The organism is Nocardia sp. NPDC003345, assembly GCF_053589395.1.
In genome coordinates this window covers 1-19,160 of the sequence record NZ_JBSFRU010000095.1, presented here as the reverse complement: position 1 = coordinate 19,160, position 19,160 = coordinate 1, and the positions used below count along the sequence as shown (strand labels likewise).

Sequence of the window (19,160 nt, the reverse complement as noted above, 5' to 3'; positions counted from 1 at the left end):
CCGGCTCAGGGTCGGGCCCTGAGCCGGACGGGGGCGGTCAGACCGATGCCACCCTTTTGGCCAGGTCATCGGCGAGTTGCTCGGCGCGGTCGTGATCGGTGGCCTCCACCATCACCCGGACCAGTTGTTCGGTTCCACTGGGTCGCAGCAGGATTCGGCCGGTTTCACCCAGGAGTTCCTCGGCGGCGCGTACGGCCTCCAGAATGCCCGGGTCGGCGGTGACGGCGGCCTTATCGGTCACCGGGACGTTCACCAGCACCTGCGGCACCTTCTGGACCACCCCGGCCAGTTCGGCCAGTGGTTTCCCGGTGGCCGCCATCCGGGCCATGAGTTGCAGACCGGTCAGGACGCCGTCACCGGTGGTGCCGTATCGCGGGAAGACGACATGGCCCGACTGCTCCCCACCCAGCGTGAAACCGCCGGCGCGTAGTTCCTCGAGCACATAGCGGTCGCCGACACCGGTGGTGCGCACGGTGATTCCCGCCGCGCGCATGGCCAGATGCAGGCCGAGGTTGCTCATCACGGTGGCGACCAGGGTGTCCTGGACCAGGGTGCCCGCCTCGCGCATGCCCACGGCGAGGATCGCCATGATGGCGTCGCCGTCCACCGGCGCACCGCCGGCGTCCACCGCCAGACAGCGGTCGGCATCACCGTCGTGGGCCAGGCCGAGATCGGCGCCGTGTTCGCGGACGGCGCGCTGCACCTGCTCGATATGGGTCGACCCGCAGCGGTCGTTGATATTGAGGCCGTCGGGTTCGGCGTTGATGGCCACCACGGTCGCCCCCGCCGCGCGGTAGGCGGCGGGCCCGACCTCGGACGCGGCGCCGTGGGCGCAGTCCACGACGACGGTCAGTCCGCGCAGGTCCCGGCCGGTGACCTCGACCAGATGCTCGACATAGAGTTCATGGGTGCCGCCGACACCGAACCGGTCGGGCAGATCCGCCCCGGGGTGCCGGGCTCCGGCGGCGTTGAGCACCCGGCCGATCGCGGCGCCGGTCGGCCGGGCGAAATCGCCCGTGTTCACCCGGGCCTCGATCCGCTCCTCGACGGCGTCCTCGAGCTTGTGGCCGCCCGCGGCGAAGATCTTGATCCCGTTGTCCGGCATCGGATTGTGCGAGGCGGAGATCATCACACCGAGACTGGCCTCGTACAGGGCGGTCAGATAGGCGACGGCGGGGGTCGGCAGCACCCCTACCGGTAAGACGTCCATTCCGGCCGCGGTGAGACCGGCGGTGACCGCGGCCTCCAGCATCTCCCCGCTCGCGCGCGGGTCGCGACCGACCACGGCCACCTTGCGGTGGCCGGACCGGACGTCCGCACCCAGTACCTGCGCCGCCGCCCCGGCGACCCGCAGCGCCAGCTCCGGGCTCAACGAATCGTTGGCCAGCCCGCGTACGCCGTCGGTGCCGAACAAATGTCCCATACCTTGACCTGTCCCTCGTCAGTGAGTCCACGGCGCGCGACGACCACTGCCGAACTGCCCTCTCCGACGGCAGGCCGACGAACACCGCGGTACATATAGCACGAGAGCAGGCGACCAGACTCCGGCTGGCTGCCTGCTCTCGTAATCGACACCGGCACGTCCGCCCGCGCGTGGCGAGCGGACGGCCGATACCGGTGATATCAGCGCTTCGAGTACTGCGGCGCTTTACGGGCCTTCTTGAGGCCGTACTTCTTACGCTCGGTGGCACGCGGGTCACGGGTGAGGAACCCGGCGCGCTTGAGCGCGGGACGGTCTTCCGCGTTGACCACGGTCAGCGCCCGGGCGATGGCGAGGCGCAGCGCGCCGGCCTGGCCGGAGGGGCCGCCGCCGTGCAGGCGGGCGTACACATCGAAGGATTCGACGCGCTCGACGGTGACCAGCGGGGACTTCACCAGCTGCTGGTGCACCTTGTTCGGGAAGTAGTCCTCGATCGAACGGCCGTTCAGCACGAAGTTGCCGGTGCCCGGGACGAGGCGCACCCGCACCACGGCCTCCTTGCGGCGGCCGACGGTCTGTACGGGACGGTCCAGCGGGGCCGCGTACTCGACGAACTCGGCCTCCTCGTCGTACACCACGCCCTCGTCCAGGACCTCGGCGGCGGCGTCTTCGACAACCGCTTCGTCGTATTCGGTGAATTCCTCGGGAGCGGTCACTGGGCCACCTGCTTGATCTCGAACGGAACGGGCTGCTGAGCGGCGTGCGGATGGTTCGGGCCCGCGTACACCTTCAGCTTGCCGGCGATGGCGTTGCCCAGCTTGTTCTTGGGGATCATGCCCTTGACGGCCTTCTCCACCAGACGGTCGGGGCGGGTGTCGAGCACCTCACCGACAGTGCGGGACTTGAGGCCGCCGGGATGCCCGGAGTGGTGGTAGATACGCTTGCCGTCGCGCTTGTTGCCGCTGATGGCAACCTTGTCGGCGTTGATGATGATGACGAAATCGCCACCGTCCATATGCGGAGCGTAGGTCGGCTTGTGCTTGCCACGCAGCAGATTCGCTGCCTGAACGGCAAGACGGCCGAGCACTACGTCAGTGGCGTCGATGACGTACCACTGCCGGGTCACGTCACCCGCCTTCGGGCTGTACGTAGGCACAGTGCTTCCCTGTCTGTCGTCGGTGCTGCCGGCCAGTTGTGCGGCGAGGGCTTCCCGGCGGCCGGTTGAGACCCGGGACTCGGTGTTCCGCACACCAGCGGACCACGATACCAGTGCCCTATCGAGCCCGGAAATCGGCCCGGAGCGGGTCAGACGTCGAACGGAGCCCCGGGGTCGGCGACACCGGGGCGTCCGGGCACCAGGTATCGCAGGGTGTCGATACCCGGCCGCTCACATCCGTCCAGGTCCTGCTCGGCGGGTTCGGGCATCCGCTCCCCGGCGGAGGGCGCGGAGGGAACGCGGGCGTAGAGCGACCGCCCGCCGGTCTCCCCGGGCTCGGCCGAGCCGGGCGGTTCGATCATCACCCGCGGCATCGGTACACAGCCGGCCGCGGTGACCGCACCCAGCGCCGTATCCGGATCGGCGGGCCGGACCACCTCGCGCTCCGGTGGCGCGGCCTGCGCCTGCGCGATACCGGACCCGTCGGCGCCCCAGACCGAGGCGGCCAGCGCGGCCGCGCCGATCACGGCATGCGCGCCGAACAGGTTGTCCTTCATCTTGTTCCAGAGCTTGCCCTTGGGCTTGTCGCCCTCCTGCTCCGGTGGTGTCTCGCCGGCGCCCGGCGGCCGGTCCGCACCGGTGGGCCCGGGGCCCGGATAGCCGGCCGGCCGGTTACCGGTATCGGGCTCGGGTGGCCTGGTGAAGCGGCTGGCGGGTCCGGATATCGGCGGCGGCAGGTCCCCGCGGTCGACCTTCACCGTCGGTTCCTGCCCCGAGCCGGGTTCCGGCGGGCCGGGCGGCCGATCGGCGGAACCGTACGGCGACGGGCCGGGCGGTGCTCCACCGGGCCGTGGATCGGCGCCCTGGGGGCCGGGGCCGGTCGGAGGCCGATCGGATCCCCCCGATGGACGGTAGGACCCACCCTGGTCCGGAACGGGTCCCGGTGGATACTGCGCCGGACCCTGCGGGTTGCCGCCGGGCCGTCCGGGCACGCCCGGATCCTGGCCGATCCCGCCGGGCTGCCCGGTGCCGCCGGGCGCCGCCGGGTTCGGCCGGGCGGCGGGCGGGTACGGGCCACCCGGTGCGGGCTGCCCGGGACCCGGTACCGCGTAACCCGTGCCCGGGGCCGCGCCCGGCGGCGGGGCGGGGTTCGGATACGCCTCGGGTTCTTCGTCGTCCTCGCTCTCGGTGACCAGCAGATGGGTCGCACCGAGCACGAGCGCGTGCATGGGATGCTCGGCCTTCTTCAGGCGCTGTCCCAGATGATTACGGAAGGCGAAGCGCAGGGTCTCGTTGAAAACCACCTGCCCCGCCAGCAGCACCGTCGAATTGTCCGCGCCCATCGCCCGCGCCGCCGCCATGACCTCGATCACCGTGTCGTCGGCGATCCGCGGATCGTGGGTGGACTCGGGATCGATGGGCACATACACCGATTCGGTGGGCCGCTCCTCGTCGCCGTGTACCGCGACGACCAGGACATTGGCCCGGCCGTCTACCACCTGGCCGTCGAAATGCACCGCGGTCGCGCCGAGCCCGTCGGGCAGCGCGTGATCGGGCGGCCGGACCAGCCCGAGCGCGCGGACATACCCCGACAGGGCGATGGACTCCGGGATCGGTTCCACTTCGACATCGAGTTGTTCGACCAGCCGGGCGTAGGCGTCGATCTTCGCGTCGGGCCAGTCGTCCGGGTACGGCAGAGCGACCACATCGGGCTTACCCCGCAGATAGCTCCCGACCGCAGCCAGCGGGTTGTAGAGCCGGGCGCGGAACACGAGGTCGGCCGGCCAGGTCGCGCCGGCGATGACGATCTGCGGGTGCCCGAGGATCTCACGCACATCCGGGATCGCCATCCCCAGATCGGGCCGCTGTTTGTCCACGCCCGCGGTGTAGAGCCGGCCGGAGGCGTCGGCCAGCAGATAGGCGGGCGGGTTGTAGCTGCCCTCGACCTGTACTGGGCGGATGGGCACGCCGGATCCGCCCGCGGCCACGGACACCACATCCCACCCGAGATGTACCGCCCCAACTCGCACCATCACAGGCATCAGTGTGCCTGGTGTGCGGTCGTCGCGCTCGCCGCCCCCACCCACGGGTGGAGCGGGCAGGCCGCGGGGCCGGTCACCGGTCTCATCCGGCCGACTTCTTCAGCCGCAAGCGGCTCCAGGTGAGCAGCGCCAGCACCACCGTGATGGCCACCACCATGCCGATATCCAGGAACCATGCGCCCCGCGCGTGCTCCCAGAACCCGTCTTGTTGCGATTGGACGAACAGTGCGCGAACATCCACCGTCGACGCCGCCGCGGCATAGCCCCAGCGCGACGGGAACAGCCAGGAAACCTGCTCCAGCACTACACGGTCGGTCACCGGGATCAGACCGCCGGCCATGACGAGCAGACCCATGATCGCCACCACCAGCAGCGGCATCACCTGTTCGCTCGATTTGGCCAGGCTCGACAGCAGCAACCCGAAGACCACGCAGGCGACCGCGGTGGTCGCGATATCCAGATAGAGTTCGGCGCCGCCCACGGCCAGTACCGAACCTTCCTCGGGCCGTTTCTTGCCCAGCAGTACGAAACCGATCATGACCGCCGACTGCAGCAGTACCGCGAGACCGAAGATCACGACCTTGGCGGTGAGGTAGGCCCCCGGGCGCAATCCGACGGCCCGCTCCCGGTGGAAGATCGTACGTTCACCCACCAGGTCGCGCACCGAGAGCGTGGCGCCCATGAAGCAGGCACCGAGAATGAGGACCACCAGCAGCTGTTGCGGTTCGGAGCTGCCCGCGCGGATGAAACTGCCGTCGTCGGCCTGCGTCAGCGGTGGTTTCGAGAAGCCGTATTGCCCGGGCACCACAAGCGACAGCCCACCGAGGACGAACGGCAGCAGCACCAGGAACGCGAGATAGCCGCGGTCGGCCAGGATCAGCCGGATCTGGCGCCGGGCCAGCGTCGAGAACTGTTTCCAGGCCCCCGATTGCGGGGGTGAACCGGTACCGCCCTGCTGCGCCGCGGGCGGTGGTGGCGGCGGCAGGGCGGCCTGGCGTGAGCGGAAGTGCGCGAACGCCGCGTCCGGGTTGGCCGCGACATCGGCGAAGATCTTGGCCCAATCGCTGGTGCCCAGTGTGGATTCCACTCCGGCGGGGTTACCGGCGTAGGCGGTCTTACCGCCGGGCGCCAGCAGCACGACCTGGTCGCACATATCGAGGCAGGCGACCGAGTGGGTCACCACGATCACCACGCGACCGGCGTCGGCGAGTTCCCGCAGCATCATCATGACCTGGCGGTCCAGCGCGGGGTCGAGTCCGGAGGTCGGTTCGTCGAGGATCAGCAGCGACGGGCCGGTGAGTAGTTCGAGCGCCACCGACGCGCGTTTGCGCTGCCCGCCGGAGAGCCGGTCCACCCGGGTGTCGGCGTGCTCGGTGAGCGAGAGTTCGCGCAGCACACCGTCGATCACCTGCCGGCGATCGTCTTTGGACGAGTCGGGCGGCAGCCGCAGTTCCGCCGCGAAACCGAGGGCCTGGCGCACCGTGAGCTGACGATGCAGCACATCGTCCTGCGGGACCATGCCGATCCGGGAACGCAACGCCTGGTATTCGGCGTGCAGGTCGTGGCCCTCGAAGGTCACCACGCCGCCGGAGGGCCGGGTACTGCCCGCGATCAGCCTGGAAAGCGTGGATTTTCCGGCGCCGGACGGGCCGATCAGCGCGGTGAGGGTTCCGCGACCGGCCTGCATGTTGACATCGACCAGCAGCTGTTTGTTGCCCTCGACCGTGAACCCGACCCCGTGCACGCCCAGGCCCTGTTCGGCGACGGGCCGCTGCCGGTGCACCAGCGTGCCCTGCTGCACCTCGAAGTCGATGTTGCCGATGGTGATGATGTCGCGTTCCCGCAGCACCGTGCGCTGCTGACGGACACCGTTGACGAATGTCCCGTTGGCCGATCCGAGGTCCTCGAGGACCAGGCCCTCGGCGCCGCCGGCGAGCCGCGCGTGCTTACGGGAGGCCAGCGGATCGTCGACCACGATCTGGTTGTCGGAGGTACGGCCGATCGTCAGGCCACCCGGCGGCAGCCGGTCCGCGCGGGCCACCGGACCCTCCGTGGCGCGGTGGCGTACCGGCGGAACCGCCGCCACACTCGCCTTGGCGGTCATGTTCACATTGGCGGGCCGGTGCTGCTGGTCGACCGCCGGCTGCCCGCCGGTGCCGGGGGGCTGCGGCCGCGACGGCTGCCTGCCGCGCGGCGGAGTCGGCTGCGGTTGCGGCTGGTGCGGGGTGGGGTACGGCGCGTTCGGAATGGGCCCCGATCCCGGCCCCCGGGGCGGCGGAACCTGGGGTTGCGCCCCGGACTGCGGGCGATTCGGCGGGGCCGGTGGCCGCTGCTGCGGCGGGGCCGGAGTCCGCGGCAGTTGCTGCGAAGGCCGCTGCTGCTGCGGCCGGTGCGGCGGCTGCTGCGGCGGCGGCTGGTGCTGTGGCGGCTGCTGCTGCGGGACCCCCGACGGAACCAGCCACAGCAGCGGCCCGCTGATCGCGTCACCGAGCCTGACCTGGGTCGGCCGGTCGATCGGTACGGGCGGACCGACCCGGCGCGCATCGACGAACACCCCGTTGGTACTGCCGTTGTCGGTGAGTACCCAGGCTCCCGACTGCCAGGCGAGCGTCGCGTGAACCCGCGAGACCAGCGGACTGTCGACGAACAGCGTCACCTCGGGCGCGCGGCCCAGGGTGATCTGCTGACTCGAATCGAAGACACGTTCGGTTCCATCATGGCGCACCGTGATGGTGCGCACCCCCGGTGCAGACATGCAGCGGATACTATTCCATTACCCGGGCATCGGAGGTGCCCCCGCTGAGGGGCCCACTTCCCCGTTCCGGCGGGAAATGCCAGCACCGTATCGGCCGAATTGGGGGAGGATCCATGCCGAGATTCCGGGCCGTGGCCGTGGCCGTATCGGCGTTGTGCGCGCTGTTGCTGGTCACCGGGTGCACCCGGTCGGTCGACGGCCGGGCGGTCTCCATCTACGACAACCCCTTCCAGGTCGCCGGGCTGCCGACCACGAGCGGCCCCAGCGGTCCCCGGGAGAACGCTCCGGCGCCGGGGCTGAGCGCGCGCAACGGTGACGGCGGCGAGATCGACACCCTCGCGCTGAACGCGGTCACCGATGTCGAGGCGTACTGGAGCGAGCACTACGACGCCGAGTTCGAGGGCGACTTCGAACCGGTGCAGAAGCTCATCTCCTGGAGTGCCCGCGATTCCCGCAAGGATTCGGTGGAGTTCTGCACCGAATCGACCTACCGGATGGTCAACGCCGCCTACTGCCGGCTCGACAATTCGATCGGCTGGGACCGCGCGCTGCTGCTGCCCACCATGGCCGATACCTTCGGGAAGATGGCGGTGGTGATGGTGATCGCCCACGAGTACGGGCACGCCATCCAGAACAACGCCGATATCGTCGACGACGACGATCCGGTGATCGTCAAGGAACAGCAGGCCGATTGTTTCGCCGGCGCGTATATGCGCTGGGTGGCCGAGGGCAAATCGGACTACTTCACCATCAATACCTCCGACGGCCTGAACTCGGTGCTCGCGGCGACAGTGGCGATCCGCGATTCCGACCCCGACGATCCGGAGAGCGTGCACGGGTCGGCCTTCGAACGGGTGACCGCGGTGCAGATCGGGTTCACCGACGGCGCCAAGGGGTGCAAGGGCATCGATATGGACGAGATCGAACAGCGCCGTGGTGATCTGCCGCAGAGTTTCGACGGCGCCTCGGGGGAATTCGAGATCACCCAGCAGAGCCTGGTGGAGCTGGGCAAGGCGCTGGCGGTGATCCTGCCGACCGACGAGGAGCCGACCTATTCCTACGACGGCGCCGAGGTCCGGTGCCGCGACGGTGTCTCCACCGAACCGGTGACCTACTGCCCGGCGAGCAATACGATCGCCACCAATGTCGAGGGTCTGGCCGAACGCGGTACCGCCGACGACGATTCCGATGTCCCGCTACCGGTGAAGGTGACCGGCGACTACAACGGCTACGTCGTATTCATCTCCCGCTACACGCTGTCGGTCCAGAAGAACCGGGACCAGGATCTGGTCGGCGCGAAGACCGGGTTGCGGGCCGCGTGCCTGTCCGGGGTGGCCACCGGCGAACTCGCGCAACCGGGGCGCTCCCAGGGCGATATCACCCTGGCGGCGGGCGATCTGGACGAAGCCGTCTCCGGTCTGCTCACCGACGGGCTGGCCGCCAGCGATGTCGAGGGTAAGACCGTGCCGAGCGGGTTCTCCCGCGTCGACGCCTTCCGGGCCGGGGTGCTGGGCGGCGAGGAGACCTGCAGCGCCCGGTACGAATAGGCGTCAGGATCCGAACGGCGGCGGCGCGGCGGATTCGTAACGCAGCATGCGCTGCCCGATGAGGATCTCGGTGCCCGGAACCAGGACCACCGGCTGATACGGCGGTACCCGGACCCATTCGCGGTAGCCGGTGGCGCGGGTGCGGGTGCCGTTGGTGGAGCCGCGGTCCACCAGGGTCACATCCCAGTTGACCAGCAGTAGTTCCGCGTGGGCCCGCGACATTCCGCCGGAGTTGTCCACGACCGGTAGCGGTGTGAGCCCGCGTCGCGCCTGTTCCGAGCCCTCCGGGTCACGACCCAGCACGGAATCGGCGTCGAGCAGATAGGTCGCGCCGTCGTCGAGGACCAGGATGCCCAGCGGCGGCCGCACCACCTCGATGAGCGGCTGGGTCTGGTCCACCGGCATCCCGCAGACGCTGCAGAAGGCGGCCCGGGGATCGGTGGGATGGGCGCGCGCGCATTTGAATCCCATGACCTTCACCGTGAGCGCGGCGCCCTTGGCCGTGGCCTCGGTCCGGCGGCGCAGCTCCGCGTCCAGCGGCGGTACGCGGCGCTCCGGCGGACCGTGTAGCGGGGGCCCCGGGGACACCGGCAGGTCCACCCGCGGGGTGGGGTGCGCCGGCAGCGGGCGGCCGGCCGGGTCGCCGTGGCGCGGGCGCGATTCCGAGGTCTCGTCGAATTCACCGGGCACCGGGGGCCCGCCCGGCGGGCCGCTTGCCGGTTGCCGGCCGCTGATCTCGGTTTCGGCGTGATGTGCATCGGTGGCCGGCGTCCGCGATCCGCCGGTGGATTCGCTCCCGGCGACGGTATCGCCGCGCTGCGAGAGTTCCACACTGTCGAGCATGGGCGCGGCAGCCGCGGTCGGGACATCGTCCGCGACACCGGGCGGCGCCGGACCGGGTTCGGCGGTAACGGCGGCCGGGGTCCGGAGCCGGGGCGGCCCGGTGGTTCCCGGTGGCTCCCCGCTCGCCGGGATACGCGCGATCCCGGCCGTCGCCGCGGAGCCGTCCGAGATCGTGAACCCGCTCGTGTCCGAGACCGCAGGCCCGCTCGCGGGCACCCGCGGCGTTTTCCGGTCGAGTGAGATACCGCCCGATACGGGCGCGACGGGGGTCCGCCCGGCGCGCGCGGGCGGGGACCAGGCGATCACCCCCGCGGCCTCGGCGACACCTTCGACCAGCCGGCCGATCCCCCGGGCGGGTGGAAGTGCGGGCAGGGCGTCCGCGGAGCCGGTGTCCTCGTCGACGAACAGCGCGACCGCGCGTGCGGGCAGCACCGCGGCGCGGTCCACGGTGAATACCGCGTCGCGGCCGTGGAAGTACTCGGTGCGGGGGCCGTCGACCAGAGCGGTGACCCCGCCGTGCAGGAAGATGGCGACCCGGTCCGGGCCTGCCGCGGACAGGATGCCGAAATCCACCGGCGCGCCCCGCCCGGTCCGATCGGCCTGGGCCATGAGCCATCTGGTCGCCGCGCGGGCGATCAGCGCCCCGGGTTCGTCGGGCCGGTGCGTGGCGGCCTCGTGCACCAGTTCGGCGAGGGCGACGAGCGCCCGCAGTGCGGGGGCGTCCTCGGTGGGCCTGCCCTGTCCCCTATGCGCCACCAGCAGCACCGCACCGGCCACCCGCGCCGCGACATGCGGCCCGGGCACCACCTCGACCTGCTGATCCCGCATTCGGATCAGCCTTCGCCGCGGGTACGCCCGGTGTTGTCTGCCATCAAACCAGGGTATGGCACGGCCGCGGAGGGTCGCCGTGAGCGGGCCCCCGGGGGCAGCGCGGCGAGCGGTCCTCCCCGGGATCACGGCGGGTCGGGTAACTTCGACATCGCAGCTTCGATCGGAACGAGGGGCCGGCCATGGTTCGGATATCGCGCGCCACCACCGTCACCGCGGCCATCGCCCTGCTGGCGGCCGGCCTGACGGCCTGCGTGTCCGTTCCCGGAAGTCCGGTACCCGGGGAGATCGACGTACGGACGCTCGCCGTCGGCGATTTCCCGGTCGACCGGTTCACCTACCCCCAGGACGCGGGTGACCACGGCCTCGTGCTGGAAGGTATCCGGATGTCGGAGGCGGTGGCGACCAGTACCCAGATCGATCCGTCGATGAAATACGGCCGGGGCTCGAAGGTGCTGCCGGATACGGCCACCGCGATCGATTTCCTGGCCAATGTGTCCGAACCGATCCTGAAGAATCGCAAGATGCTGGTGGGCTACATGGCCAGCGGCGCCGATCGCGACGACCCCGAGGGCCGGACCCGCCCGAACCCGGACGCCACCGCGATCACATTGGTGGCGTTGCGTTTTCCGGACAAGGCGAGCGCCGGGAAGGCGGCCACCGAACTGGAGGCCGCCGATATCGCGGTCTCACCGGACAACCGGCCACTGAAATCGAAGAAACATCCCGGCGCGCTGGTGCACTGGCGGCCGGGCGTCGCCAATATCGGGGCCTTCCTCGCCCATGAGGAATTCGTGATCTCGCTGTTCGTGCAGCGGCCGAAGCCCGATAGCGCCGATCTGGTGTCGTGGGTGGACAAAACGCTCACCGCCCAGCTGGACCGGCTGGGCCGGTTCCGCCCGACTCCCACCGCCGATATCGCCGATCTCCAGGTCGATCCGGAGAACCTGCTGTCCCGGGTGCTGGTCGCCGACCGGCAGGGGCAGGTTCCCGATCCGGACAGGTTCGCGATCTACGGCCCGAACTATCTGATCAACGACGCCGACGATCAGATCGCCCGCGCCCGGCTACTGGAACGGTCCGGGTTCGAGCGCACCGCCTACGCCGACGGGAGTTCGGTGGCCCGGGTCCGCGACGCCGCGGGCGCGCCGGTCCTGGTGGACGGTTTCGTCGAATCCGCGGGCGAAGTGTACGGCCCGCGGCCCGCGCCTGCGGATATTCCGGGCGCGAAATGCCTGGAGCTCAATGAGAAAGGCGATCCGCAGCGCCAGTATCGCTATCGGTGTTTCGTGCCCTACAAGCGATACGTGGGCGTCGTCTCCAGTGATGACGAATCGGAGATCGAGCAGAAGGTCTCGGCGCAGTACGCCCTGCTCGCCAATAGCCTGTAGTCGCCCGCGACACGCCCCGCGGAGGTCGTAATTCGTTGTGGCGCGGACACTCTCGATACCCGGCGCGGTGGCCCGATTTGGCCGCTAGGTCAGGCTAGCCTTACCGTGTTCTGCGTCTCATCGCGGCGTCGGTGCCGAACGGTCATATAGCCGCCCACCAGTACATCGAGTGTGTTATACCGATTTGCTATCTCTCGCCGTGGTTAGGTAACCCTTGCCTGGATACGGCAGACGCACTACCTTCGCTCTTCGACTCGTCAGCACGGTACTCCGACCACGATTCCGAGAAGGGGAACTTTGGTGAAAAGCGTTCTCTCCGAACGTAAGACGCTTCACCCACCTATTATCGAAGATATCGAGCACCGTGAGTTATCCGAGACCGCCGGACGGGCGGTGCGTGAACTGGCCGCCGAGATCGCGCTCACACTGACCACCGGGCGAGCCGGACGCACCCTCGCCGATCCGGCACTGCCCGCACTGATCGAGGCGCGGGTCGCCGATCTCCCGGACGAGATCCATACCGCGGTCCGGCCACCGGCCACCACCGCCGGCGCCTGCGTCCTGAGCCGGCTGCCGCTCACCGACGACGAAATCGGCCCCACCCCACCGGATTGGGAGACGGCGACCGCCTGGAGCGCCGATCCGGACCGCCCGGGATCGTCGTTCGAATGGGATATCGCCATGCTGCTGCTCGCCGCGGCGGCCGGTGAGCCCTTCGGCTGGGCGGGTCAGCAGGACGGCCGGTTGATCAACAACATCGTTCCGGCCGCCGGGCACGAATTCGAACAGTCCGGGGCCAGCAGCACCGTCCTGCTCAGCCCGCATACCGAGGACGCGTTCCACCCGCTGCGGGCGAATCTGCTGATGCTGGGCTGCCTGCGCAATCCCGACCGGGTGGGCACCACCGTGTCCTCGGTCCGCCGGGCGCACCTCTCGCCCGCCCAGCGCGCGGTCCTGTGCGCACCCACGCTGCCGATCCTGCCGGATGTCTCCTACGGGTCGGGATTCGACCGCGCCACCGCTGTCTCCGTTCCCACGTTGTGGAACGCACCCGGCGGTGCGGGCGGAAGTGATGCGCTCACCATGCGCTACGACCCGGCCTACACCCCGCTCGACGAAGCCGGCCCGGACTTCCGCGCGGCCTACGCCCACCTGGAACGCGAACTCGAAAGAGTCTGCGTCCTCGCCACGCTGCGCCCCGGTGAGCTGCTGCTCATGGACAACGATGTGACCGTCCACGGCCGCGTCCCCTTCACCGCCCGCTACGACGGCACCGACCGCTGGCTGAAACGAGTGAATATCCGGCTACCCGAACGGCCCCGCCGCGCAGCCGAATCCGGGGAGAATGGATACGGTCAGCAGATCGTCGCACCCTTCGCGCCACCGTCGTCGCACCGGGTGCGAGCAGAGCGGAACGGTGCAGCAGATGATCGAGGATCCGTTGAGCACACGTGACCGGGCGACTCCCCTGCGCGTCCTGAGCCGCAGCGACCTGGCCGATGTCCCGGTGGCTCCGGCCGATGTGGTCCGGGCCGTCGAAGAGGCCTATATCGCCTTGGCGGCGGGTGATTCCGATAATCCGCGCAAGCTCAGCGTCGCCAATCCGGACGGCTGGTCGGTCGCCTACGCGATGCTGGGCCGGGACGGGCGACGCCGGGTGGTCGCCATGAAGAGCTCCTACAAGTTCGACCCCGGCCACGACCGCACCACCAAGCGGTACTACACCACCATCACGCTGTACGACGACACCACGGGCGCGCCCATCGCGATGATGGACTGCTCCCGGGTGGGGGCCCTGCGCACCCCGGCGGTCTCGGCCCTGCTGGTGCGCGAAACCCTGTCCCGGGACGCGGATACCGTGCTGCTCGTCGGCACCGGTACCCAGGGCCGCAACGCGCTGCCGCATCTGCTCGCCGCGAATCCGCAATTGCGCAAGTTGATGCTCTACGGCACTCATCCCGAGGGAATCGAAGCGGTACACCGGCAGCTCGCCGAATACGCGCCGCATGCCCTGCTGGATACCGTCGACGATCCGTACGACGCCGCCCGCGGCGCCGACGTCGTCCTGGCGACAGCGGGGCCGGGCACCGAGGTCGCGATCGAATCCGAGCACCTCAAACCCGGTTCGGTCGTGGTGCTGGTGGGGTACGGACTGGCCCCCTCGACCCTGCGCGACGCCGACCGGGTGGTCGCCACGAGCGCCGAGCAGATGGCCCTGACCGGGACCGATATGGCCGACGAGAACGGCGTGCTGCGGCGGGTGGATGCCGAGCTGCCGCAGATCCTGAGCCGCCGCGCCGATGCCCGTCGCGGCCCGGACGATCGGATCTTCGTGTACAACAGCGGCTTGGTCCTCACCGATATCGCGGTAGCGCACGCGCTGGCCGAACGCGCCATCGCCGAAGGTCGCGGCACCGAGGTAGCGCTATGGGATTGACCGGAGCCGACGCCCCCGCCGGAGCCGGTACCGAACCCCCGGACGGCTACGCCGATACCGTCGCCGCACCGGTCCCGGCCCACCGCGATCTCTGGGAACAGCGGATTCTCGCTGATCCCCGGTTTCTCGGCGATATCGCGTTCGCGGTGGGCGGCCCATTTCATCTGATGTACCCGCCGCGCGTGGTGGCGAATATCCGCGCGTTCCAGGATGTTTTCACCCGGCACGGTGTGACGGGCGCCGTCTACTACGGCAAGAAGGCGAACAAAGCGGCCTGCGTCGCCCGCGCCTGCGCCACAGCCGGCGCCGGCGTGGATATCGCCAGCACCGGCGAACTGCTCGCCGCGCTGGGGCAGGGTGTCACCGGCCCGGAACTCATGGTGACCGGCCCCGAGAAATCCGGGGAACTGCATTGGCTGGCCGCGCGGCACGGCTGCCTCGTCGCGGTGGACAGTATCGGCGAACTGGAACGGCTGGCCGCAGTGGACATTCCGGTCCGTGTTCTGCTGCGCGCGCTACCGCCCGCCTCCGCCAGCCGGTTCGGAATGACGGAGGGCGAACTCGATCATGCGATGGCCGCCACTACCGGATTCGCGTCGATAACTCTGGAAGGTTTCAGTTTTCATCTTTCCGGATACGACGCCGGGCCCCGGGCGGAATTGGCCGGGCAACTGCTGCGGCGTTGTCTGGCGGCACGTACCCAGGGGCATCCCGCGACCGTGGTGTCCGTCGGCGGCGGTTTCGGGGTCGATTACGTACCGGCGGCCGGCTGGTCGGATTTCCACGCGGGTGTCAACCGGCGGTGGTTCCATTCCGGACGTGGATTCGAGTCGTACTATCCGTATCACTTTCCCGAACCCGGCCCGGAGATGCTGGCCGCGATCCTGGCCAGCGACGACCTGGCCGGCCGATTGCGGCGCAGTGGGACGACCCTGGCGATCGAACCCGGCCGGGCCCTGCTCGACCGGGCCGGCAGCACGGTATTCCGGGTGCAGGGGAGCAAGGTCCGCCACGAACACGGCCGGCCCTACCGGATCCTGACCGTGGACGGCTCCAGCCTCAGCCTGTCGGAACAGTGGTTCGGGAGCGAATACCTGCCCGACCCGGTGCTCTGGCCCGAAGGCCCCGGCGTCCCGACACCCACGGTGGTGGGCGCCGCCACCTGCCTCGAATCCGACATGCTCAGCTGGCGCCGGATACCGCTGCCGCGGCCCGCCGCCGACGGCGATCTGCTGGTCTACCCCAATACCGCCGGGTACCAGATGGATTCCAACGAATCGCCCTTTCACGAATTACCTCTCCCACCGAAGGTGGTGCTGTCCGAGACCTCGGACGGCCGGTATCGCTGGGCACTCGATCACACCTGTCGATGAGGCCGTCAGCCCCGGCCTCCGCACTGCCCGCTATCGATATCCAGGAGATCCGCCATGCCTCTCGTCACCCGTGTCACGGACCTGATCGGCCGCACCCCCCTCTTCGAATTGGCGACCACCGCGTCCGGGACCCGATTATTACTGAAACTCGAGCAGTTCAATCCGACCGGCGCCGCGAAGATTCGTATGGCTCGTGAAATGGTTCTGGATGCGGAGCGCCGGGGATTGCTCGGCGCGGACGGGCATATCATCGAATCCACCTCGGGAAATACCGGGCTCGGTCTGGCGGTGGTCGCCGCCGAACGCGGCTACCGCTTCACGGCGGTGGTCGACCATCACGCGAGCAAGGACAAATTGCGGGCGATGCGGGCAATGGGTGCCGAACTGGTGTTCGTCGCCGATGCCGACGACGACGCGCTCGCCACGTCCGCCCGCGAGGACCATGCCGAGGCCATGGCGGCCGATGATCCGGACGCGTACTTCACCGAGCAGCACAACAACGATGCCAACGCCGTGGGGTACTACGCCGTGGCCGACGAATTGCTCGCCGAAGTGGACCGGGTGGATATCCTGCTGTCCGCGGTCGGCACCGGGGGATCACTGTTCGGCACCGCGACCAGGCTGCGCCAGCTGGGCTGCGTCCCCCGGGTGGTCGGGGTGGAGCCCGTCGGCTCGATCGCCTTCGGCGGCCCGGGCGGACCCTACTGGCAGTCGGGCACCGGAACCCCGCCGGGCGCCACCATCGGGACCGCGGTGGACTACGACCTGCTCGACGAAGGGGTAAAGGTCACCGACCGGGACGCGTTCGCGACCTGCCGCGCGATCTCCCGTCAGCTCGGCCTGATGCTGGGCGGATCGGCCGGCGGATCGGTGCACGCGGCGCTGACCAGGCTCGAGGAGTTCCCGCCGGGGTCGACGGTGGTCACGATCGTCTGCGACGGCGGCGAGAAATATCTCGATACCGTTTTCGACGACGACTGGATGGCGGCCCGCGAACTCCTCGACACGGCGGCCGAACGCGATGTCCACGCCATGCTGAACCGTTATGCTCCCGCGGGCCGCGGAAGTCATCCGGTTGGCGCCGCGGTTCTGGGCAATACCGAGTCCGGAACCCCTCGCGCGGTCCGGACTGCCCGGTCCGCCGGCCGCCACGACCACGACGACCAGACGGAGGAATCGGACACGATGGTGCGGGCCCGGTGATCAGCACACCCCCCTCGCGAAACCGTCCGGGCAACGCCCGGCGCCCGGCCTCCGACGGCGGGCACCCCGATGCCGCGGATATTCGGCGGCGCACCGCCCCCGACCCCCGGCGGCTGGCCACTGTCGACCCCCGGCGACTCGCCACTGTCGATGCCCGGCGGCTCGCTGCCCTGGCCTCCCCGATCGCCCTCACCCAGCTCGCCCAGGTCGCGGTGTCGACCACCAATATCGCCCTGATGGGCAGCCTGGGAGTACGCGCGGTGGCGGCCGGGGGGCTGGCGCTGGTGCTGTTCAACCAGATCCGCACCATGTGCGTCGGCCTCATCACCGGCAGCGGAAATCAGATCGCGGGCGCGGTGGGCGCCGCGGAGAAACGCGGAACCGATCCCGACCCCGCCGTCCGTGACGTGGTGCGGTCGAGTTTCCTCATCGCCACCGCGTCCGGCCTGCTCGGCGGCGCGATCCTGATCGGCCTGGGCTGGTCGCTGCAGTGGCTCGGCCAGGACGCCGGGGTGCTGGCGGACGCGCGCCCGCTGCTGGTGGCGCTGGCTCCCGGCCTGCTGCCCTGTCTGTGGTTCCAGGTACTGCGCCAATACACGGTGGGAATGCAACGGCCTCAGGCCCTGCTCCCGGTGACCCTCGGATCCATCGCGGTCAATCTGGTCCTCGCGATGGCACTGATCCACGGCTGGGCCGGACTGCCAGCGATGGGGCTCACCGGTATCGGCGTCGCGACCTCACTGGTGTTCCTGCTGATGTTCGCGGTGTTCTGGATGATGGTGCGGCGCGACACCGAACTCGGGCGCACCCTCCCGGTGCGGCCGCTGCCGGTACGCAAGCGCACCATCCTGACCGAATTGCGGCTGGGCACCCCGATCGCCCTCACCTACGGCTCCGAAGCCGGGATGTTCTCGGTACTGGCGCTGGTGATGGGAGCGCTCGGCCCGGCCGCGCTGGCCGCCCACAATGTGGTCTACCAGGTGATCTATATCGTGTTCCAGGTCGCCATCGGTATCTCGCACGGCGCGTCGGTGCTCGTCAGCCACAGCGTCGCCCGCGACGAGACCGCACCGGCCCGCGGGCTGGCGTGGCTGTCCCTGCGGTTCGCCGCGGTGATCGCGGCGGTGACCGGCCTGGCCTACGCCTTCGCACCTGAGCTGGTGCTACGGCCCTTCCTGGATCTCGGTGATACCGAAACGCTCGAGGCGGCGCGCACCCTGCTGCTCATCGGTATCGTGCTGCAGTTCTTCGACGCCGCCCAGAACATCGGCACCGGCCTGCTGCGCGGCCTGCAGGCCACCGGCGCCGGTTTCCGGTTGTCACTGGTCGGCTACTGGGTGGTCGGTCTGCCGACAGCCGTACTGCTGGCCTTCCCGGCCGGGCTGGGTGCCGCCGGCGTGTGGTGGGGGCTGACCGCCGGACTGGCGGCGACCGCCGTGCTGATGCTGCGCAAGTATTTCAGCCTGCTGGACCGGCTCGGCGCCACCGTGACCCACCGCCCACGCGAGACCGTAAGTTAGGATTGCCTCTCCAAAGTTTCACGGAAGGAGTGGCGCGATGCGCGTTGTCGTCCTGTTCGGTTCGGAAATGGGCACGGCGGAAAATGTCGCGGAAGGTATCGCGGACGAATTGTCCGGCCACGAGGTCTCGGTGTTCGATATGTCCGAGTTCGATATCGCCGGTCTCGATCCGGCGGCCTTCCATATCGTGGTCTGCTCCACCTACGGCGAGGGCGACCTCCCCACCGGCGCCGAACCGTTCTTCGAGGCACTCGACGACGGCCGTCCCGACCTGACGGGCCTGCGCTTCTCGGTTTTCGGACTCGGCGATTCGGTCTACGACACCACCTTCAATCGCGGCGGGGAGATCGCCGCCGCGAAACTCACCGCCCGCGGCGCCGTGCAGATCGGCGAACACGGCCGTCACGACGCCTCGGGTGAGGTGAAGGCGACCGCGATGGGTCGCGAATGGGCAAGGGCTCTGCCACTGGACGCCGCGGCCTTGGCCTCGGCCTAGTCCGGCGCGCTGTTACCCTCCTCACCTCGATTTCTGAGGTTCGCCTTGGTCCCGGGTATCCGATCCCATACCGCGGCACAGTGTTCCGTTGCAGGTGGGAGGCGGTACTTCCGGGGCGCTTGTCGGCTCCGGCCTCTAGAATGGTGTCG

Annotated in this window: 14 protein-coding genes; 8 read left to right on the top strand and 6 right to left on the bottom strand. The window is 69.6% G+C overall.

What is annotated here, in order from left to right; all coding sequences use genetic code 11:
• Nucleotides 1-37: 37 nt before the first annotated feature.
• The 5 genes from glmM to ACWDU1_RS13485 all read right to left on the bottom strand — a co-directional run bounded on the left by glmM (nt 38) and on the right by ACWDU1_RS13485 (nt 7,373).
• Nucleotides 38-1,423, bottom strand: a complete 1,386-nt coding sequence (gene glmM, locus ACWDU1_RS13505) for a phosphoglucosamine mutase (protein WP_449998395.1) — start codon at nt 1,421-1,423, stop codon at nt 38-40.
• A gap of 200 nt (nt 1,424-1,623) precedes the next feature.
• Nucleotides 1,624-2,136, bottom strand: a complete 513-nt coding sequence (rpsI, locus tag ACWDU1_RS13500) for a 30S ribosomal protein S9 (protein WP_449998393.1) — start codon at nt 2,134-2,136, stop codon at nt 1,624-1,626.
• Nucleotides 2,133-2,576: a 50S ribosomal protein L13 gene (gene rplM, locus ACWDU1_RS13495; protein ID WP_449998397.1), complete on the bottom strand. Its 444-nt coding sequence runs from the start codon at nt 2,574-2,576 to the stop codon at nt 2,133-2,135. The genes rpsI and rplM overlap by 4 nt, the downstream gene beginning before the upstream one ends.
• A 149-nt stretch (nt 2,577-2,725) precedes the next feature.
• On the bottom strand, nt 2,726-4,612 hold the full coding sequence (locus ACWDU1_RS13490; RefSeq protein ID WP_449998392.1) for a hypothetical protein: 1,887 nt from the start codon (nt 4,610-4,612) through the stop codon (nt 2,726-2,728).
• Nucleotides 4,613-4,700: 88 nt separating this feature from the next.
• Nucleotides 4,701-7,373 carry an FHA domain-containing protein gene (locus tag ACWDU1_RS13485; protein ID WP_449998391.1) on the bottom strand — a complete coding sequence of 891 codons (2,673 nt, stop codon included), beginning with the start codon at nt 7,371-7,373 and terminating at the stop codon, nt 4,701-4,703.
• A gap of 113 nt (nt 7,374-7,486) precedes the next feature.
• On the opposite strand from ACWDU1_RS13485, the gene ACWDU1_RS13480 reads away from it, so the two are divergent.
• On the top strand, nt 7,487-8,920 hold the full coding sequence (locus ACWDU1_RS13480; protein ID WP_449998390.1) for a metallopeptidase: 1,434 nt from the start codon (nt 7,487-7,489) through the stop codon (nt 8,918-8,920).
• Nucleotides 8,921-8,923: 3 nt separating this feature from the next.
• On the opposite strand, the gene ACWDU1_RS13475 is transcribed toward ACWDU1_RS13480, so the two are convergent.
• Nucleotides 8,924-10,591: an FHA domain-containing protein gene (locus ACWDU1_RS13475; RefSeq protein ID WP_449998388.1), complete on the bottom strand. Its 1,668-nt coding sequence runs from the start codon at nt 10,589-10,591 to the stop codon at nt 8,924-8,926.
• Nucleotides 10,592-10,773: 182 nt separating this feature from the next.
• Here ACWDU1_RS13475 and ACWDU1_RS13470 point away from each other — a divergent pair, with 182 nt between their 5' ends.
• The 7 genes from ACWDU1_RS13470 to ACWDU1_RS13440 all read left to right on the top strand — a co-directional run bounded on the left by ACWDU1_RS13470 (nt 10,774) and on the right by ACWDU1_RS13440 (nt 19,011).
• Nucleotides 10,774-11,982: a DUF7373 family lipoprotein gene (locus ACWDU1_RS13470; protein ID WP_449998386.1), complete on the top strand. Its 1,209-nt coding sequence runs from the start codon at nt 10,774-10,776 to the stop codon at nt 11,980-11,982.
• 300 nt (nt 11,983-12,282) lie between these two features.
• Nucleotides 12,283-13,437: a TauD/TfdA family dioxygenase gene (locus ACWDU1_RS13465; RefSeq protein WP_449998385.1), complete on the top strand. Its 1,155-nt coding sequence runs from the start codon at nt 12,283-12,285 to the stop codon at nt 13,435-13,437.
• On the top strand, nt 13,409-14,419 hold the full coding sequence (locus tag ACWDU1_RS13460) for an ornithine cyclodeaminase family protein (RefSeq protein WP_449998383.1): 1,011 nt from the start codon (nt 13,409-13,411) through the stop codon (nt 14,417-14,419). Before ACWDU1_RS13465 ends, ACWDU1_RS13460 begins: the two co-directional genes overlap by 29 nt.
• The gene (locus ACWDU1_RS13455) at nt 14,410-15,792 is read left to right on the top strand and encodes an alanine racemase (protein ID WP_449998381.1); all 1,383 of its coding nucleotides are present in this window, start codon (nt 14,410-14,412) and stop codon (nt 15,790-15,792) included. The genes ACWDU1_RS13460 and ACWDU1_RS13455 overlap by 10 nt, the downstream gene beginning before the upstream one ends.
• A gap of 54 nt (nt 15,793-15,846) precedes the next feature.
• Nucleotides 15,847-16,995, top strand: coding sequence for a PLP-dependent cysteine synthase family protein (locus ACWDU1_RS13450; RefSeq protein WP_449998380.1), 1,149 nt, complete (start codon nt 15,847-15,849; stop codon nt 16,993-16,995).
• Between the two features lie 113 nt (nt 16,996-17,108).
• Nucleotides 17,109-18,515, top strand: a complete 1,407-nt coding sequence (locus ACWDU1_RS13445; protein ID WP_449998396.1) for an MATE family efflux transporter — start codon at nt 17,109-17,111, stop codon at nt 18,513-18,515.
• Between the two features lie 37 nt (nt 18,516-18,552).
• The gene (locus ACWDU1_RS13440; protein WP_449998378.1) at nt 18,553-19,011 is read left to right on the top strand and encodes a flavodoxin domain-containing protein; all 459 of its coding nucleotides are present in this window, start codon (nt 18,553-18,555) and stop codon (nt 19,009-19,011) included.
• The last annotated feature ends 149 nt before the right edge of the window (nt 19,012-19,160 follow it).